We start from the raw sequence: 18,070 nt of genomic DNA, 5'->3' as shown, positions 1-18,070 counted from the left end.
CCGGGAACTCGGGAGGCCGGGACGTGCCCACAATGACCGGGTGGTGGCGCAACCGCGGCAGCGCGGGCAAGGTCGAGCTTTACACCCGCTGGTCCTTCCACTTGTTCGTGGTGCTCGAAGTCGCGTCCTTCGGCCTGGGCGCCCTCGCGTCGGCGGCCGGTAATGACCCCACTCGGTCCTCCTGGCCCGTCGCCGGCGGACTGTTCCTGCTGGTGTGCGCCCAGGCCGTCCTCGTCGGCTTCCTCTCCTCCCGGGCGCTGGACTGGCTCACCGGGCGCCGTGCGCGCCCGGTGCGGCTCGCGGTAGCGACGGCGGTCTTCACGGGCGCCGCCTGCCTGACCGCCCTTCTCCTGGTGAGAACGGGCCGCGTGGACACGGCCGTGGTCCCCGCTCCGATGATCGGCATGACGGGCTTCGCCTGCGGATCGTTCGCCCTGTGCCTCGATCGGGCCCGGCAGATGAGCTACGCGCCGCTCGCCGCGGCCCTCCTCACCGGCGGGGCCTCGCTCGCCACGGGCCTCCCGGCGGCGGTCGCCCTCGGGTGCGCCATCGGGGTGTTGACGAGCGGCCTCTTCCTCAGCGCCACCTCCGGCTTCTCCGCGTGGCTGGTGCAGACCGTGCGCGAGCTGGAGCGCTCGCGGGAGTACCAGGCGCGGCTGGCGGTGGCCGAGGAGCGGCTGCGGTTCGGCCGGGACCTGCACGACGTGATGGGCCGCAACCTCGCCGTGATCGCCCTCAAGAGCGAGCTGGCCGTGCAACTGGCCCGACGGGAACGTCCGGAGGCGGTGGACCAGATGATCGAGGTGCAGCGGATCGCGCGCGAGTCCCAGCGGGAGGTACGGGACGTCGTGCGCGGCTACCGGGGAGCGGACCTGGCGGTCGAACTGGAGGGGGCACGGGGGGTGCTGAGCGCCGCCGGGATGGACTGCCGGGTCGAGTACGACGCCGGGCGCGCACTGCCGGCCGACGTGCAGTCCGCGCTGGGGTGGGTGGTCCGGGAGGCGACCACCAACGTCTTGCGGCACGGGGACGCCGGCAGCTGCCTGATCCGACTGTCGGCGGAGGAAGGGCCGGACGGCGCGCTGACGCTGCTGGTGGAGAACGACGGCGCCCGCGCGGGGGCGCCCGCCGGGCCGCCCGGGTCGGGACTCGCCGGGCTGCGCGAGCGGCTCGCGGTCGTGGACGGCGCCCTGCGGGCCGGCCCCGTGGAGGGCGGCCGGTTCCGGCTCGTCGCGCGGATCCCCGGCGCGCGGACGACGGAGGTGGACGCGTGAACCCCCTACGGGTCCTGCTGGCCGACGACGAGCACCTGATCCGCGGGGCGCTGGCCGCGCTGCTGGCCCTGGAGGACGACCTGCTGGTCGTCGCGGAGGCGGCCACCGGACCGGAGGCGCTCGCCATGGCCCGGGCCCACCGGCCCGACGTCGCGGTCCTGGACCTGCAGATGCCCGGAGCGGACGGTGTGAGTGTGGCCACATCGCTGCGGTCCGAACTCCCGGACTGCAAGGTCATGATCGTGACGAGCCACGGTCGCCCCGGTCACCTCAAGCGGGCCCTCGCGGCCGGCGTCCGGGCCTTCGTGCCCAAGACCGTCTCGGCGCAGCGGCTGGCCGAACTGATCCGGACCGTGCAGGCCGGAGGGCGTTACGTGGACCCCGAGTTGGCGGCCGACGCGATCAGCGCGGGGGATTCGCCGCTGACCGCCCGCGAGGCGGAGGTACTGGAACTGGCCGGGGACGGGGCGCCGATCGCTGAGATCGCGGAGCGGGCGCGCCTGTCCCCGGGAACGGTACGCAACTACCTGTCCTCGGCGGCGACGAAGCTGGGTGCGGAGAACCGGCACACGGCGGTGCGTCTCGCACGCGCGCGGGGTTGGGTATAGTGGGTACCGCGCTACGGCGCCTGCGGACATAGCTCAGTTGGTAGAGCACCACCTTGCCAAGGTGGATGTCGCGCGTTCGAGTCGCGTTGTCCGCTCAAAATGGGAAGCCCCCCGGTCCTGGACCGGGGGGCTTCCTCGTGTTCAGGACTCGGGGGTCGCGGGCGCCGCCTGGGACGCGGAGCGCGTGGGGGCGCCGTGTTGGGCGGCCCAGCTCAGGCCGGTGAGCCGCTCGTAGGCCTCGATGTACTTGGCGCGGGTCTGCTCGACGACCTCGCGCGGCAGCGCCGGCGGCGGGAGCTCGCCCTTCGGGTCCCAGCCCGACTCGGGGGAGTTCAGCCAGTTCCGCACGTACTGCTTGTCGTAGGAGAACTGCGTGCGGCCCGGCTCCCACTGGTCGGCGGGCCAGAAGCGCGAGGAATCCGGGGTCAACACCTCATCGGCGGCGACGAGGGCGCCGTCGGCCGCGTGACCGAACTCGAACTTGGTGTCGGCCAGGATGATCCCCCGGTCCCGGGCGATGTCCCGGGCGCGGCTGTAGACGGCGAGGGTGAGCTGGCGCAGCGCGGCCGCCGTCTCGGCGCCGACGGTGCGCGCGACCTCCTCGTAGGAGACGTTCTCGTCGTGCTCGCCGACCTCGGCCTTGGCGGCCGGGGTGAAGATCGGGGCGGGCAGCTCGGAGCCGTCGACCAGGCCCTCGGGAAGCGCGAGTCCGCAGACGGTGCGGGTCTGCCGGTACTCGGCGAGTCCGGAACCGGTGAGGTAGCCGCGGGCCACGCACTCGACGGGGACCATGTCGAGGTTGCGGCAGATCATCGTGCGGCCGGCCCAGTCGGCGGGGGCGCCGGCGGGCAGGTCCGTGCTGATGACGTGGTTCGGGACGAGGTCCGCGAGCTGGTCGAACCACCACAGGGAGAGCTGGGTGAGGACGCGTCCCTTGTCCGGGATCTCGGTGGGCAGCACCCAGTCGAAGGCGGACATCCGGTCGCTGGCGACCATGACGAGGTTGCCGTCCCCGTCTCGGTAGAGGTCGCGGACCTTCCCGGTGTGGAGGTGGACGAGGCCGGGCACCTGAACGGGCTCGGGCTTTTCGACGAATCCGGACACGGGGTCTCCCTGTGGTTCTGTACGAGCGCGCTCCTATTGTCCCGTACCCGGCCGGGCTGCCCGACGCGGGGCCCGGGCGCCCCGGCGTGCGAGCGGCACGTCGGGACGCGGGGCGGGGCCTGGACGGGGTCCGGGAGTCCGGGACGGGGGCTCCGGGGGCGTGCGAGGAGACCCGGGGCGCGCGGGCTCCGGGGGCGTGGAGGAGACCCGGGGCGCGCGGCTCTCCCGTCAGTCCCGTTTGCAGATCCGGTCGAGGAGGTTGGCGGTGGCGCGCTGCACCCGCTCGTCGACATGGCCCGGGCGGTCGAGCGCGGGCGACCAGGCGAAGGTCCCGGACGCGAAGACGAGGGCGCCGCTGGGGGCGCGGTAGAGGGACGTCTCCTGGTGGCGCTTGGCGCCCTCGCTGTCGAGGTAGGGCGAATGCGCGAGGAGTATCCGATCCTGGTGCTCGGGCAGCTGGGTGCGCGGGAAGTACCGGTCGGCCTCGCCGGCGACCAGACCGTCGAGTTCGTCGTTCTCGACGGCCCCGGTGGCGTCCCACAGCCAGTGGCCGGCGTTGCGGACGACGAGCGGCGCGGGTTCGGGGACCCGGCCCGCGTACTGGATGCCGAGGAGCTGCTGCTCCGGGCGGTCGACCTCGCGCCACAGGCCGGGTCGGCCTGGGCCGCGGCGTTTTCGGCAGGTGAGGAGGCGGTCGGGGACCCCGGAGGGCGAGGGGCCGAGCTCGACCTGCCAGTACATGGTGTTGGCGGACAGGAACACCAGGGAGGTGCCGTGCTCCCGGGCGCGCTCGACGGTCCGGCGCATGGGGGCCGACCAGTACTCGTCGTGGCCGGGGAAGACCAGGCCTCGGTAGCGGGTGGGATCGACGCGGCCGGCGTGCAGGTCGCGGGTATCGGCGTAGGCGAGGTCGTAGCCGTAGCGCTCGGCCCAGCGGATGAAGTCGTAGGCGTGGCCCACATGCAGGGGGAGGCCGGCGCCCGCGTACGGGCGGTCGAAGGAGACGGTGGTGGCGGCGTCCTGTTCGCCGAGCAGTCGACCCTCCTCGTCCCAGGCGTGGTACAGGCTCGCGCCGGTGCGGCCGTCCTCCGGGTAGAGGTTGTAGGCCTGCCAGGTGATGTCGGGCAACAGCAGGAGCAGGTCGGCGCGGTGGTCGTCCCGGACCGTGAAGGGGATGTGGGAGCGGTAGCCGTCGGCGGTGGTGAGGACGGCGACGTACGCGCCGAGGCTCCAGTACGAGGGCACCTGGAGCCGCCACGACAGCCACCAGTGGTGACACGAGACCGTGCGGTCGGCGGTGAGCGGGGCCGGCTGGACGATTCCGGAGAGGCGGGGGCTCGAATGGATCTTGCTCGCGCCGTCGCCGCCGTAGTGGCCGATGCGGTAGATGTCGACGGAGAACTGCTGGGGCGGATCGACTGTGATGTGGAAGTCGATGGCCTCGCCGGGGGCGACGGCACCGGTGGAGGCGAACCCCTTGATCTGCCGGTGCACGTCATCGGCGGTGCGGGGACCGCCGTTGCTGCGGGCGCGGGGGATCTGTCCGGGAGCGACGGCCGGGTCGACGTACCAGGGCACGACGTGGCCGGTGTCGTCGAAATACAGCTCGCTGCCCCGGAACCAGGGCAGCGGACCCTGGCCGAAGGGATCGGTCACCGCGTGCGCGAGCGCCCCCGACTCCCACCGCCGGATCTGGTCCGTAGCCATACCGTTGCTCCCCTCCCTCGTCCCCCGAACGCACATCCACGGCTTCCCAGCACATCACATAAAGCACGCGCTCCGTCACCGTTCGTCGCGAAAATACCTTCGCGAATTCAACTTCTCGGGGGAGCGTCGCCCGCACGGGGGAGCCGGCGAAGGCGAGAGGGCCTAGACGAGCCGGACCGGCTTCTCCGGGCGTACGCCGATCTTCGCGAGCCACGCCCGCAAGGGCTCCGGGTCGCCGTCCTCCACCAGGCAGAGCACGCTCGGCGCGAGGTCCGAGCGACGCTCGCCCGCCACTCGCAGCACCGGGCCGTCCAGCCAGTCCAGGCCCGGCTCCGCCCGGGCCGAGTCCACCGCCGCGCAGCAGACCAGCGCCGTCACGTGGTCGGTCAGCAGGTCCCGCCCGCTCCTCGGCTCCTGGAGCGGGAACAGCAGCACCGCGTCGGAGGCCCGCGCCGAGCCCCCGGCCGGCTCCGCACCGCCTCCGGCGGACCGTTCCTCCCGGGCCAGGCAACCGGCCAGGGACTCCCCGCGCGCCGCGGCCTCGGCGCCCTGCCCGCCGGTGGCGGTGAGGTAGCCGAGGACCCGCTCCACCGGCGGCCCCGCGGGCACGGCCAGCGCGTCGAGGGCCGCGTGCAGCCGGGCCGCCTCCAGGCGCCACTTGCGGTCCACGACCTGCTCGGGGTACTCCGCCCAGTCCACGGGCGACCACTGCGGCCCGGCCTCCGCCGGACCGCCGTGGAACAGCCGCGCGGCCAGCAGGGACGCGGCCTCGTCCACCGCGCCGGGCTGTTCCAGGAGATCGCAGGCCGGCCGCTCGCCCAGCCGGGAGGTGAAGCCCTCGGCCAGCCGGTCCCGCCGGGACAGCTCGGTCAGCGCGGAGACCACCCCGGCATCGAGCCGAGCCGGCCACCGTCCCATGCGCCAGGCCGGCAGCGCGACCCGGGTGAGCAGCCGGTCCCAGCCCGCGTAGGCCAGCCCGACCTGCTCCTGGGCCGTGATGCGCAGCCCGTAGTCCACGTCCTGGGCGCGGTCCGATGCGGCAGCCGCCACACCGCGTTCCATCTCCGCCGCGTCCACCCGGCACAGCCGCAGCAGCAGTCTCGCCGGCCGGGCGACCCAGCCCAGCCCGCGCCGGGAGCCCACGTCCACCGCGGCGTCCAGCCCGCGCACGAAGCCGCGCGCGTCGGCTATGTCCGGGTGCGCGGAAGGGCCGGTACCGGCGATGACGGGCGCCAGCACGGCGCGGAGCTCCGCGACCCGCATCCACCAGAGGAACGGCGAGCCGATCACCAGCACGGGGGCGGCGCCGGGCTCGGACTCCGGTCGGCCCGGCGACATGCCGGATCTCCGGTGGGCGGGGTGGGTCCGGTCCTCCAGCCAGCTGTCGCAGTCCGGGGTCAGGGCTATCGCGGAGGGCGCGGGGACGTCCATCCGGTCGGCGAGGTCCCGCACCAACCGGTACAGGTCGGGCGCGGCCGCCTCCGACAGCGGCACGGTCGGGGTGAGCGCCGGGCGGGCGCGCAGCACCACCGCGGCGAAGGTCCCGCCGACGAACAGCACCAGCGCGGCGACCACGCAGACGACGAGGGTCACGGCGGGCCACGGATCACCGACCAGCCGGCCCGTCAGCCGGGCGGCCACGAGCACGACGGCGACGGCGGCCGGGAGCAGTACGACGGCCAGCGCCCTGCTGCGCACCCGCAGCACGGCGAGGGCGCGGGAACGCGCGGACGGCACGCCCACTTCAGCGATCGACCCGATTCCGGACACGGCCGGACCTCACCCCCTCTGCCCTGCGGCGGCTTTGCTCACTCCCCCACTGTGACACCCGCCACTGACATCGCAATGCCGGTGGGCCATGTGCCGGAATGCTTGCGCCGCACCCTAGTTGGGGCGGGGCCGGGCGTCAGGCAGACCGCGGCACGATCACCCGATGGAATGGCTTTGGGTAAAGCTGGCCGCATTCGAACGCGGCTGGATGCACTCGCACGCGCGGGCCCGGGCGCGCTCTGCGCACCCGGGCCCGCGGGGAACCTGGAGCCGCTGCTCAGCGGCGCTCGGCCGCCTTGGCCGCGATGTCCGTGCGGTGCTGCGAGCCGTCGAGCCTGATCCGCGCGACGGCCTTATACGCCCGCTCGCGCGCCTGCGCCAGATCGGAACCGGTCGCCGTCACCGACAGCACCCGACCGCCCGCGCTGACGACCGCGTCGCCCTCGCGGCGGGTCCCGGCGTGCAGGACGTAGGCGTCGGGGGCGTCCTCGGCGGCCACCTCGGCGAGGCCCTCGATCGGGTCGCCGGTGCGCGGGGTGTCGGGGTAGTTGTGCGAGGCGATCACGACGGTGACGGCCGCGTCCTCGCGCCAGCTGAGCGCGGGCTCCGCGTGCAGGGTGCCCTGGGCGGCGTTCAGCAGCACGCTCGCCAACGGGGTGCGCAGCCGGGCCAGGACCACCTGGGTCTCGGGGTCGCCGAACCTGGCGTTGAACTCGATGACGCGGACGCCGCGCGAGGTGATCGCGAGCCCGGCGTAGAGGAGCCCGGAGAAGGGCGTGCCGCGGTGGCGCAGCTCGTCCACGGTCGGCTGGAGGACGCTCTCCATGACCTCGTCGACCAGCTTGGGGTCGGCCCAGGGCAGCGGGGAGTACGCGCCCATGCCTCCGGTGTTGGGGCCCTCGTCCCCGTCGAGCGCGCGCTTGAAGTCCTGCGCGGGCTGGAGCGGGAGGACGGTCACGCCGTCGGTGATGGCGAAGAGGGACACCTCGGGTCCGTCGAGGAACTCCTCGATGACGACGCGGTCGCAGGCGAGGGCGTGCGCGCGGGCCGCGGCCCGGTCCTCGGTGACCACGACGCCCTTGCCCGCCGCGAGACCGTCGTCCTTGACGACGTACGGCGCGCCGAAGGCGTCGAGGGCGGCGTCCACCTCGTCGGCCGTGGTGCAGACGTAGCTACGGGCGGTCGGGACCCCGGCCGCGGCCATCACGTCCTTGGCGAAGGCCTTGGAGCCCTCCAGCCGCGCCGCCTCGGCGGACGGGCCGAAGACGGGGATGCCGACGGCGCGGACGGCGTCGGCGACACCGGCGACCAGCGGGGCCTCCGGGCCGACGACGACCAGGTCGGCACCGAGTTCGGTGGCCAGGCGGGCCACGGCCTCGCCGTCGAGGGCGTCGACCGGGCGCAGCTCGGCCACCTCGGAGATGCCGGCGTTGCCGGGAGCGCAGTAGAGCGCGTTGACGTCGGGGTCGAGGGACAGAGAGCGGCACAGGGCATGTTCGCGGGCGCCGCCGCCGATGACGAGGACCTTCACGCCATGCAGCCTAGCCCGGCCGGCCGGACCCGTTTCGTGCGGCCACCCAATTACGGGCCCCTACTCGTTCGTGTATTCCTCTATGACGGTGGCTCCGAGCTCGCGCACGATCAGGTCGTGTCCGGTCAGCGCGCTCTCGACGAGATCGGGGTCGTCCTCCTCGGGGACGTCGTCCTCGGGGGCGACCGGCGGCGGCGCCTGCCGCGCCGGGGGCTGTGGCGGGGGCGGCGTCTGCTGGTGCTGCTGGGGCTGCGATTGCTGCTGGGCCGACTGGTGCCCGGACTGCTGCGGCGGGGCCGGAGGCTGGTGCGCCGGGGGTGCCACCGGGGCCGGCGGCGGCGTGTACGAGGTCGGGGCGGACCCGGTCGGCTGGCCTCCGCCACCTCCCACCACCGCGTCGATCTTCCAGTGGACCTGGAACTGCTCGGCCAAGACCGCCTTCAGGACGTCTTCGCTGCCGCTGCTCGCGAAGTTGTCGCGCGCGCCGATATTGGGGAAGCCGAGCTGGAGGGTCGTCCCGTCGAAGCCGGTGACCTGGGCGTTCTGGCTGAGCAGGATCCAGGTGAAGCGTCGGCGGTTCTTGACGGCCTCCAGCACACCGGGCCACATCGCCTGCACCTGGCCGACACCGGCCGCCATCCCCGGGGAGGGTGCGGCGGGTGCGGCGGGCTGCCGGGCCGGCTCGGGGGTGTGCGCGGAGGCCGGGGCGGACGCGGACGCGGCGGTGGGCCAGGCACCGGCGGTGGGCGCGGTCGGGCCGGCGGGGGTGGTCGGGCCGGCGGGGGTGGTCGCTCCCGGCCAGGCCCCGGGTGCGGCGGCGCCACCGCCCGGCTGCGCGGCCCCGGGCCAGGCACCGGGGGCGGGAGCAGGCGCGGCGGGCTGCTGCGCGGGGGCGGGAGCAGGGGTGGGGACCGGAGCAGGGGTGGGCTCGGGCTGCGGCTGCGCGTGCGGCTGCTGCGGCTCGGCCTCCGGGGGGCGTACGGCGGCACGCGCCGCGGCGACGCCCCCGGCGGGACCGACCGGAGCCATCGGGTGGGCCTCGGGGCCGGGGACGTACCCCATGGCCGGGGCGGTCGGCGCCCCGACGGGCGCGGCGAACCCGCTCCGCTCCAGCCGGTCGAGCCGGGCCTGGAAGGACCGCTCGTCGTCGAAGGCGGCGGGCAACAGCACCCGGGCGCAGATCAGCTCCAACTGGAGCCGGGGCGAGGTGGCCCCCCGCATCTCGGTGAGCCCGGTGTTGACCAGGTCGGCGGCCCGCGACAGCTCGGCCGCGCCGAACACGGAGGCCTGCGCCTGCATGCGCTCGACCACATCGGCGGGAGCGTCGATGAGGCCCTTCTCCCCGGCATCGGGCACGGCGGCCAGGATCACCAGGTCGCGCAGCCGCTCCAGCAGGTCGGCGACGAACCGGCGCGGGTCGTTCCCGCCCTCGACGACGCGGTCCACGACCTCGAAGGCGGCGGCCCCGTCCCCGGCGGCGAAGGCGTCGATCACCGAGTCCAGCAGCGAGCCCTCGGTGTAACCGAGCAGGGAGGTCGCCATGGCGTACGTCACACCCTGGTCGGCGGCGCCGGCGAGCAGCTGGTCCATCACGGACATCGAGTCGCGCACCGACCCGGCGCCGGCCCGCACCACGAGCGGCAGCACCCCGTCCTCGACGGTGGCCCCCTCCCGTCCGCAGACCTCGCCGAGGTAGTCGCGCAGGGTGCCGGGGGGAACAAGCCGGAAGGGGTAGTGGTGCGTGCGGGACCGGATCGTCCCGATCACCTTCTCCGGCTCGGTCGTGGCGAAGATGAACTTGAGGTGCTCCGGCGGCTCCTCGACCACCTTCAGCAGGGCGTTGAAGCCCGCCGAGGTGACCATGTGCGCCTCATCGATGATGTAGATCTTGTAGCGGCTGGAGGCCGGCCCGAAGAAGGCCTTCTCCCGCAGGTCACGGGCGTCGTCCACACCACCGTGCGAGGCGGCGTCGATCTCGATGACGTCGATCGAGCCGGGGCCGTTGCGTGCGAGGTCGCGGCAGGACTGGCACTGGCCGCAGGGATCCGGGGTGGGACCTTGCTCACAGTTCAGGCATCGGGCGAGGATGCGCGCGCTGGTGGTCTTGCCGCAGCCGCGCGGCCCGCTGAACAGGTACGCGTGATTGACCCGGTTGTTCCGCAGGGCCTGCATCAGGGGGACAGTGACATGCTCCTGTCCGATGACCTCGGCGAACGACTCGGGGCGGTAGCGGCGGTACAGCGCAAGGGACGACACGACTACGAGGTTATCCGGGCCCACCGACAACGGCGGCCGTCCGATACCCGCGCCCCTGCCCCGGAACGCAAAGCGCCCCCCACGCACCCGCCAGAGCCCACTTACCCTTGCTGCCTTCCGGCCCTGGGGGAGTTGGGTGAGATAGCGCCACGTGAGGGGCTGGCCCCCACCCTAGCGGATGGAACCCCCCGGAATCGACCCGCCTCCCACCGCGACCTCCGGCCGGCGATCACGTTCGCGAGCACCCCTCAACGTCTTGTATTGTTTGCGGCGGAGGATTCGCCTAGTGGCCTAGGGCGCACGCTTGGAAAGCGTGTTGGGGGCAACCCCTCACGAGTTCGAATCTCGTATCCTCCGCACTCGCCCGCAAGGGCAAACGAAGGACCCGACCGCGATGCGGTCGGGTCCTTCGTCGTTCGGGGGTTCCTCCCGCGGCGGGCCGCCCGTGGCCGTTGCCGCCCGCTCCGCTTCCTGTGATCCACGTCGCATGACGGCGTGCCGGGTCCGACTTCCGGGCGGCCCGTACCGCCCGGTCAGTCCGGTTCACCGAACTGGGCCCCACCCTCCGTCCCCGGCTCGCCGACCCGCTTCGCCGCCACCCTCCCCGCCGAGATCGCCGAAGTCGTCACCGGGCTCCGTCACGCCCTCGACCGGATCTCCACCAAGGCAAGAGCCTGATGGACACATGCTGCACGTCCGTCGACCATTCACGCCGGGGCCCGGCGGCCCGGCCGGAAAGGAACACCGCCATGCTCACCCTGACTCCCCGCGAAGGCGCGGCCCCGAGGGTCTTCGGCCCGGCCCCGCACGGCCAGGGCTCCCAGATCTCCCCGATCATGCTCCAGGAGGAGCTGTGGGGCCGGATGCGCTCGCTGCCCTACGTGTACATGGCCCCCACGCTCGTCTCGGTCCCGCACGCCCGTGCGCTCCACCTGCCCGAGGGCATCGGCACGGGGCCCGCCGAGGCCTTCCAGCGCGGTCGGGAGTGGGCCCACATCCACCCCCACCACGACGGCTCGCTCCACCTCACGCTGCCGAAGGAGGCCGAGGACGAGGTCGTCTCCGCGGGCTGGGGCGTGCACCACCCGGTCCAGGACGTGACGCTCGTCTACGGGCCCAGGACGTCGGCGGAGCTGGAGACGGTCTGGAAGATCATCCAGTACTCGTACCGGTACGCGGTCGGCGCGAGGTAGCAGCACCCGCAGGTCCTGCCCCGATGCCCCGACAGAATGGGGGCATGGTCACGGACTCGGTGTTCTTGGTTCCCGGACCGCGCGGCAGTACCGCCGAGTTGTTGTGCGCGGAAGCCGCGCGGCGGGGCATGGATGTGCGCGGGGCCGTCGGGGGGCCGCGGGGCGAGGTGTACTGGCGCGGGGGACCGGAGGCCGCCGGGCGCGTCGGGGCCGGCCTGGGGCTCGGGCTGCTGGAGCCGCGGGACGACTGGCTCGCGCGGCTGCCCGAACGTCTCACCGCGCGGCGCGTGCGGCTCACCACCCTCGGCGCCGCGCGCGGCTCGGCGGGTCCCGCGTTCGTGAAACCGCCGCGGGAGAAGTCGTTCCCGGCGGCCGTGTACCCGGACGGGTCCCACCTGCCGCCCGGGCCCGACGCGCGGACGCCGGTGCTGGTGTCCGAGGTGGTGGAATTCGCCGCCGAATACCGGCTGTTCCTGCTGGACGGGGAGATCGCAGCCGCGAGCCGGTACGCCGTGTACGGACGACTGGACTGCGCACCGCTCGACACCGATCCGCGCTCCGGCGAGGTGCGGCGCTTCGCGGCGGACCTGGGTGGGACCGGGCTGCCCAGCGGGGTCGTCGTGGACGTCGGGCTCACCACCGGCGGGCGCTGGGCGGTGGTCGAGGCGAACATGGCCTGGTACGCGAACTGCTACGCCGCGCCGATCGCCGGCGTCCTGGACGTGGTGCTGCGGTCCGGCGGCCCGCAGGCCCGGGTGGCCGGCCCCGACCTGCCGTTCGTACGCGACGGGCGCGAAACGACTGAGGGCTCCGGCACTCGGAGCGGGCGGTAAATCCTTTCGCCAGTACGACTGTTCCGTCCGTGCGGGTGGACGGCGGGCGGGCGTCGGCCGAGTGGGGAGGGGCCGCGTCTATAAAGGGCCCGTCCTGTTGACCTACCGATGGGCTCCCACCATGCTGCAGGCCGCTCTGCGCGTACTCGCCGCCGTTTCCGTCGTCTCCGCCGTCGCCGTCTCGCCCGCCGTCGCCACCCCCGGCTCGCCCGCCACGTCGGCCGCGCCCGGCTCGTCCGTCGCCGACCTGAACTCCCCCTGCGGCCCCGTCACCGAGTACCGCGCCGCGGACTGGTGGCGTACGACCACGAACCCGCTGATCGCCCAAGCCGTCGCGGCCACCGCCCTGGACGAGAACTGGCAGTGGCGCGACGACACCAACACCCTCTGGCGCGGCGACACCCGGGAGAACGTCGACGAGCTCTTCCGGACGGGCTTCACTCCGCGCGGTGACGAACTGATCCCGCTGGCCGACTACATCGTCAAGGGCGGCGGGCAAAGCAGCGCCCACCTCAGCACCAGTTGCGAGAAGTGGGTGGCCCAGAAGTTCGCCACCTACGGCTCGGCGAAGACGGGATGGGTCTACGAGATCGAGGCCCCCGGCGGCATCGACGTGAACGCCACCGCGCACCTCAACCACTACGAATCGCCCTACCTCTGGAACAAGGAGATCGACTTCCCGGGCGGGGTCGAAGGCCGCTACATCAAGGGCGCCTGCAAGTTCCACCTCGTCTCCACCGACCCGGACACGAAGGTCAACACCTACGAGAACCTCGGCTGCAAGGACAACGACCGCTTCGCGCCGCTCGTTCCGGAGCCGGCCGCCGCCGTCCGGTAGCGGTCGGAAGCCGCCCCGCCCGGGCCTGGTCGGGCGGGGCCGGGCGACCGGGCGGGGCCGGGGAACGGCTCAGGTGGTCGCCAGGCTGATCTCGGTGGACTTGATCAGGGCGACGACGGAGGACCCCTCCGCCAGGCCGAGCGCCTCGACGGCGTCGTTGGTGATGGCGGCGGTCAGACCGCCCCCGTCCACGTCGACCTTGACGGACGCCATGGCCCCGCCACTGGCCAGGCCCGAGACCGTGCCCCGGATCTGGTTGCGGATGCTGATGCCGTCGACGGACCCCGTGGCAAGGGCCACCTCGGTGGCCTTCACCAACGCCTTGACAGCCGTGCCGGGGGCGATGCCCAGGTCCTTCACTGCGTCGGTGGTGATGGCCGCGGTGATCACTTGGCCGCCTTCCAGGCGCACCTTGACCGTGGCCATGGCCTCGCCGGCAGTGACGTCGCTGACGGTGCCGGCGAGCTGGTTGCGGATGCTCAGGCTCATGAAGGTTCGGCCTCTCGTGGACGCGTCGTACGACCGGAGGAGCCGTACAAGATCGACGCTAACCGGCCCGGAGCCGACCGGTGCGGGACCCGTCGCATCCGCCGGCCCAAGCCACTCGTGCGGCTCGCCTCTGCGTTCGGGCGTCCGAGGCGTGGGACCCAACCCGACTGTCGCTACGCGAACTTCGGGGTCTCACCGACCCGTGTCGACATGTCGATCACCGCGAACGCCGCGCCCTGCTGGTCCGTCAGGGCCGCGAAACGCCCGAAGGGGCTGTCCATCGGCCCGAAGTGGAGCCGACCGCCCCGCGCCTTCGCCTTCTCCACCGCCTCGTCGCAGTTCGGTACGCCGAAGAACACCTGGATGTAGGGCGGGATCTCCGGCGGGAACTCGTCACCCATGTTCATCCGACCCAGCACCGGATTCTCCGAGCCGCCCAGGCTGAAGACCTTGTAGTCCATCCCCGCCGCCTGCGGGTCGTCACCCGTCTCCATCCGCCGCGCCTGGTACGGGAAGACCTTCGGCAGGAACCCGTCCACCTTCGCCACGTCCCGGGTGAAGACCTCCGCCCAGGCGAACGAGCCGGGCTCGCCGATCTTCTCGAAACCCTTGTGGTCGCCGGGCTGCCAGACGCCGAAGACCGCGCCGCTCGGCTCCTTGGCGATCACCATCGTGCCGAACCTGCCGACCTGCATCGGCCCCATCGCCACCTCGCCGCCCGCCGACCCGATCCTCTCCGCCGTGGCGGCCGCGTCGGGCGAGGCGAAGTACAGACACCACTGGGAGGGGGCGTCGACGCCCGGCATCGGCGGTACGACGGCCGCGACCGCCTTGCCGTCGGAGTAGGCCTGCGTGTAATTGCCGTACTCGCTCGACGCGTCGCCGAACGTCCAGCCCAAGACGTCGCCGTAGAAGCTCTTGGCCCCCTCCACGTCGGCGAACATCGCGTCCACCCAGCAAGGAGCGCCTTCCGGGTACCCAGTCATGATCGATCGACTCCCGTGTCGTGTACGTCGTCGTGACCCGTCTCGGTTCACACGCTAGGCGGCCGGTGCGCCGCCCGCGCGCGGAGGACGGCCAGGAGGGAGGCTGGGTCCATGGACAAGGACATCACCATCCGGCTGGCCCAGCAGCCGGAGGCCGACGCCCTGCTCGGCCGGAGCCCGCTCGCCGCGCTCGTCGGGATGCTGCTGGACCAACAGGTGCCGATGGAGTGGGCCTTCTCGGGGCCGTACACGATCGCCCGCCGGATGGAAGCGGACGACCTCGACGCCCGGGTGATCGCCGCCTACGAACCGGAGGCCTTCGCGGCGCTGCTCTCCGAGAAGCCGGCCGTGCACCGCTACCCGGGCTCCATGGCGAAGCGAGTGCAGCAGCTGTGCGCGTACCTCGTGGAGCACTACGACGGGGACGCGGAGGGGATCTGGCGGGACGCGGGGTCCGGCGCGGAGCTGCTGGGACGGCTCAAGGACCTGCCCGGCTTCGGGGAACAGAAGGCGCAGATCTTCCTCGCCCTGCTCGGCAAGCGGTTCGGGGTACGGCCGAAGGGCTGGCGGGAGGCGGCCGGGGGCTACGGCGAAGCGGGCGTCCACCGCTCGGCGGCGGACATCACCGGGCCGGAGTCGCTGGCCGCGGTGCGGGCGTACAAGCAGGAGCACAAGGCCGCCGCCAAGGCCGCGAAGACGGGGCCCGCGAAGGAATAGGGCGGCGCGGCCCGCCGAAGCCGGGCAGGCGTGGTCCGTGGAGGCCTGGCCCGTGGAGGCCTGGCCCGTGGAGGCCTGGCCCGTGAAGACACGGTCCGGGCGCGGCGCGGCCCGGCCGGCGTCGGAAGCCGGCCGGTCCACGCCGACCGCTACGCGGAGGGCGAGGCCTCGAGCGGGGCCCCGCGCAGCGCCGAGGCGTAGATCACGTCCGCGTCGAGCCGCCGCAGTTCCTCGGCGATCAGCTCGGCGAGGCTACGGATCTTGAGGGCCACCTTCCGGTCCGGCCACCCCGGCAGTGACAGGGTGGCCAACACCCCGTCCGGCCGGTCCACCCGGATCTCGCCCCCGGTCGTCTCCAGCCGGACCCGCGTCACCACCGGCCCGTCCGTGACCACGCGCTCCACCGGCACCCCGAGCCGGACCTCCAGCCAGCGCGCCAGCAGCTCGGCGCTCGCGTTGTCGGCCTCGCTCTCCACCGCCGCGCCCGTCACCGGCAGCGGTGCCTGATCCAGGGCGCCGGCCAGCAGCGAGCGCCACGGCGTGAGCCGGGTCCAGGCGAGATCGGTGTCGCCCGGGGTGTACGAGGCCGCCCGATCGCGCAGTACGCCCACCGGGTCGGCGGTCGCATGGGCGTCGGTGATCCGGCGCTGCGCCAGCGCGCCCAGCGCATCGCGCGCCGGTGCGGCGGGGGCGTCGGCGGGCCACCACGCCACCACCGGCGCGTCCGGGGCCAGCAGGGGCAGTACGACCGAACCCGCGTGCTCGGTCAGTTCGCCGTGCAGCCGGAGCAGCACTATCTCCCCGGACCCGGCGTCGGAACCGACGCGCAATTCGGCGTCCAAACGGGTTTGGTGCGGCTTGCGCGGACCGCGGGCGGTCCTTTTGATCACCGCGATGATGCGGCTGGGGTGTTCGCGCGAGGCCTCGGAGGCCGCGCGTACCGCGTCGTAGGCGTTCTCCTCGTCGGTGACCACGACGAGCGTGAGCACCAGCCCCATGGCGGGGCTGCCGACAGCTCGGCGCGCTTCGAGGAGGGCCCGGTCGATCTTGCCGGACGTGGTGTCGGTGAGGTCTGTCCGCATGGTCCGAGTCTGTCAGCGAAAACCGTGGAAGTCGCAACCGGTTCAGTGGATTCCGCCTGGACCGCTCCGGGCGGAGGTGGTGTCCGGTTCAGCGTCGGCGGCGGGCCGTCCCGAAGAGCGAGCGTGAGATCTCCCGGCCCAACTGGGTGCCGACGGACCGGGCCAGCGAGCGGAAGAGCCCGCTTCCCACCACCTGCTGTGCCAGGGACGGCTCCGGCCGGGCCGTCCCGTGCCCCGGCTTCGCGGCCCGCCGGCCCTCCTTCTCGGCCTCCGCCGCCACGGCCGCCCGTTCGGCCGCCGCCTCGGCGGCCGCCTGCTCGGCGCTGATCTTCTCGTAGGCGGACTCCCGGTCGATCGGCCGGGCGTAGCGGGCGTAGAGGGGGGAGGAGGTCACCGCCCGGTCGAGCCCGGCCGCGTCGATCGGTCCCATCAGCGACCGCGGGGCGCGCAACCGGGTCGCCGCGACGGGCGTGGGGGCGCCGTTCTCGTCCAGCACGGTGATCACCGCCTCGCCCGTACTGAGCCGGGTCAGCAGCTCCTCCAGGTCGTAGGCCGAATGGGGGAACGTCTTCACGGTCGCCTTGAGCGCCTTCGCGTCGTCGGGGGTGAAGGCGCGCAGCGCGTGCTGCACCCGGTTGCCGAGCTGTGCCAGTACGTCCGCCGGCACGTCCTTCGGCGTCTGCGTCACGAAGAACACACCGATGCCCTTGGACCGGATGAGCCGGACCGTCTGTGTGATGGATTCCAGGAAGGCCTTGGAGGCGTCGTGGAACAACAAGTGCGCCTCGTCGAAGAAGAAGACGAGTTTCGGCCGCTCCGGGTCCCCCACTTCGGGCAGGTCGGCATAGAGGTCGGCCAGCAACCACATCAGGAAAGTGGAGAACAGTCGGGGCTTGTCCTGTACCGCCGGGAGTTCCAGTACGGAAACCACCCCGCGCCCGTCGGGAGCCGTCCGGAGGAATTCGGCGGTGTCGAATTCCGGCTCTCCGAAGAAATCCACCGCACCCTGCTGCTCGAAGGCGGTCAAGGCCCGCAAAATGACCCCGGCCGTCACCGTGGAAAGCCCGCCGATGCCTTTCAGTTCGGCCTTTCCCTCATCGGATACGAGGAAGGCGACGACCGCGCGCAAGTCTTTGAGGTCGATCAGCTCCAGACCCTTGGAATCGGCGTAATGGAAGATCAGACCGAGCGACTGCTCCTGCGTCTGGTTGAGCTGGAGCACCTTCGAGAGCAGGACCGGTCCGAAACCGGTGACGGTGGCCCGGAGCGGAATACCCGGCCCGATACCGCCCAGGGAGTAGAACTCGGCGGGGCAGCCGGCGGCCGACCATTCCTGGGCCACTTCCCCGGCCCGCTCGTGGATCTTGTCGTTCGGCACGCCCGGCGCCGAAATCCCGGAGACGTCGCCCTTGACGTCCGCGAGGAAGACCGGGACGCCCGCCTCGGAAAGTTGCTCGGCGATGAGCTGGAGGGTCTTGGTCTTGCCGGTGCCGGTGGCGCCGGCGACCAGACCGTGCCGGTTGAGCACCGCCAGTGGAACGCGCACCTGCCGGTCCGGCAGGCAGCGGCCGTCCCAGACCAGGGCGCCCAAATCGAGCGCGGGGCCGGTGAACGCGTAACCGGCGGCGATCTCGTCTGCCGGGGCCACGGGGTCTGTGCTCTCGCTCATACGTCCCTCACGG

At 73.0% G+C, this 18,070-nt stretch carries 15 protein-coding genes, 2 tRNA genes, 1 other RNA gene and 1 pseudogene; 9 read left to right on the top strand and 10 right to left on the bottom strand.

Going from position 1 to position 18,070, the window contains the following annotated elements:
- The first annotated feature begins 32 nt into the window (after positions 1–32).
- From E6R62_RS01675 to E6R62_RS01665, 3 genes are all read left to right on the top strand, one after another.
- Positions 33–1,274: a sensor histidine kinase gene (locus tag E6R62_RS01675; RefSeq protein ID WP_168713939.1), complete on the top strand. Its 1,242-nt coding sequence runs from the start codon at positions 33–35 to the stop codon at positions 1,272–1,274.
- A complete protein-coding gene (locus tag E6R62_RS01670; RefSeq protein ID WP_136210569.1) occupies positions 1,271–1,882 on the top strand; it encodes a response regulator transcription factor in 612 nt (203 codons plus the stop codon). The genes E6R62_RS01675 and E6R62_RS01670 overlap by 4 nt, the downstream gene beginning before the upstream one ends.
- Positions 1,883–1,904: 22 nt before the next feature.
- A tRNA-Gly gene (locus E6R62_RS01665) sits at positions 1,905–1,977 on the top strand.
- Between the two features lie 109 nt (positions 1,978–2,086).
- On the opposite strand, the pseudogene E6R62_RS01660 reads toward E6R62_RS01665, so the two are convergent.
- From E6R62_RS01660 to ffs, 6 genes and pseudogenes are all read right to left on the bottom strand, one after another.
- Positions 2,087–2,986, bottom strand: a pseudogene (locus E6R62_RS01660) (phosphoribosylaminoimidazolesuccinocarboxamide synthase); the annotation flags it as partial.
- 228 nt (positions 2,987–3,214) lie between these two features.
- Positions 3,215–4,693 carry a N,N-dimethylformamidase beta subunit family domain-containing protein gene (locus tag E6R62_RS01655; RefSeq protein ID WP_136210564.1) on the bottom strand — a complete coding sequence of 493 codons (1,479 nt, stop codon included), beginning with the start codon at positions 4,691–4,693 and terminating at the stop codon, positions 3,215–3,217.
- A 162-nt stretch (positions 4,694–4,855) separates the two neighbouring features.
- Positions 4,856–6,463: a hypothetical protein gene (locus E6R62_RS01650; protein ID WP_136210562.1), complete on the bottom strand. Its 1,608-nt coding sequence runs from the start codon at positions 6,461–6,463 to the stop codon at positions 4,856–4,858.
- Positions 6,464–6,740: 277 nt separating this feature from the next.
- Entirely contained in the window at positions 6,741–7,994 is a 1,254-nt protein-coding gene (gene purD, locus E6R62_RS01645) for a phosphoribosylamine--glycine ligase (RefSeq protein ID WP_136210560.1), read from the bottom strand.
- Positions 7,995–8,054: 60 nt separating this feature from the next.
- Positions 8,055–10,250, bottom strand: a complete 2,196-nt coding sequence (locus E6R62_RS01640; protein ID WP_136210558.1) for a DNA polymerase III subunit gamma and tau — start codon at positions 10,248–10,250, stop codon at positions 8,055–8,057.
- A 65-nt stretch (positions 10,251–10,315) separates the two neighbouring features.
- Positions 10,316–10,414: signal recognition particle sRNA small type (gene ffs / locus E6R62_RS01635), an RNA gene on the bottom strand.
- A gap of 108 nt (positions 10,415–10,522) precedes the next feature.
- Here ffs and E6R62_RS01630 point away from each other — a divergent pair.
- The 5 genes from E6R62_RS01630 (at position 10,523) to E6R62_RS01610 (ending at position 13,114) form a co-directional block, all read left to right on the top strand.
- Positions 10,523–10,607, top strand: a tRNA-Ser gene (locus E6R62_RS01630).
- A 138-nt stretch (positions 10,608–10,745) separates the two neighbouring features.
- Positions 10,746–10,928 (top strand): hypothetical protein, encoded by a 183-nt coding sequence (locus E6R62_RS01625; RefSeq protein ID WP_136210556.1) that lies wholly within the window; start codon positions 10,746–10,748, stop codon positions 10,926–10,928.
- Positions 10,929–10,999: 71 nt separating this feature from the next.
- A complete protein-coding gene (locus E6R62_RS01620; protein ID WP_136210554.1) occupies positions 11,000–11,443 on the top strand; it encodes a luciferase family protein in 444 nt (147 codons plus the stop codon).
- Positions 11,444–11,487: 44 nt separating this feature from the next.
- On the top strand, positions 11,488–12,276 hold the full coding sequence (locus E6R62_RS01615; protein ID WP_136210552.1) for an ATP-grasp domain-containing protein: 789 nt from the start codon (positions 11,488–11,490) through the stop codon (positions 12,274–12,276).
- A 121-nt stretch (positions 12,277–12,397) separates the two neighbouring features.
- Complete coding sequence (locus tag E6R62_RS01610; protein WP_136210550.1) at positions 12,398–13,114, top strand: hypothetical protein; 717 nt, start codon at positions 12,398–12,400, stop codon at positions 13,112–13,114.
- A 69-nt stretch (positions 13,115–13,183) separates the two neighbouring features.
- On the opposite strand, the gene E6R62_RS01605 is transcribed toward E6R62_RS01610, so the two are convergent.
- On the bottom strand, positions 13,184–13,603 hold the full coding sequence (locus E6R62_RS01605) for a molybdopterin-binding protein (RefSeq protein ID WP_136210548.1): 420 nt from the start codon (positions 13,601–13,603) through the stop codon (positions 13,184–13,186).
- A 173-nt stretch (positions 13,604–13,776) separates the two neighbouring features.
- Positions 13,777–14,589: a VOC family protein gene (locus E6R62_RS01600; RefSeq protein ID WP_136210547.1), complete on the bottom strand. Its 813-nt coding sequence runs from the start codon at positions 14,587–14,589 to the stop codon at positions 13,777–13,779.
- A 111-nt stretch (positions 14,590–14,700) separates the two neighbouring features.
- On the opposite strand from E6R62_RS01600, the gene E6R62_RS01595 reads away from it, so the two are divergent.
- The gene (locus E6R62_RS01595) at positions 14,701–15,306 is read left to right on the top strand and encodes an HhH-GPD-type base excision DNA repair protein (RefSeq protein ID WP_136210545.1); all 606 of its coding nucleotides are present in this window, start codon (positions 14,701–14,703) and stop codon (positions 15,304–15,306) included.
- 149 nt (positions 15,307–15,455) lie between these two features.
- Here E6R62_RS01595 and opcA read toward each other — a convergent pair whose 3' ends face one another.
- Positions 15,456–16,388, bottom strand: coding sequence for a glucose-6-phosphate dehydrogenase assembly protein OpcA (gene opcA / locus E6R62_RS01590; RefSeq protein WP_136210543.1), 933 nt, complete (start codon positions 16,386–16,388; stop codon positions 15,456–15,458).
- Between the two features lie 88 nt (positions 16,389–16,476).
- Positions 16,477–18,057, bottom strand: a complete 1,581-nt coding sequence (locus E6R62_RS01585) for a helicase HerA-like domain-containing protein (RefSeq protein ID WP_206308615.1) — start codon at positions 18,055–18,057, stop codon at positions 16,477–16,479.
- Positions 18,058–18,070 lie beyond the last annotated feature (13 nt).

Origin of the sequence: Streptomyces sp. A1136, from assembly GCF_004795055.1 — a bacterium.
Classification (GTDB): Bacteria; Actinomycetota; Actinomycetes; order Streptomycetales; family Streptomycetaceae; genus Streptomyces.
The sequence above is the reverse complement of the archived record's forward strand: the minus strand, read 5'-3'. Positions and strand labels throughout refer to the sequence as shown.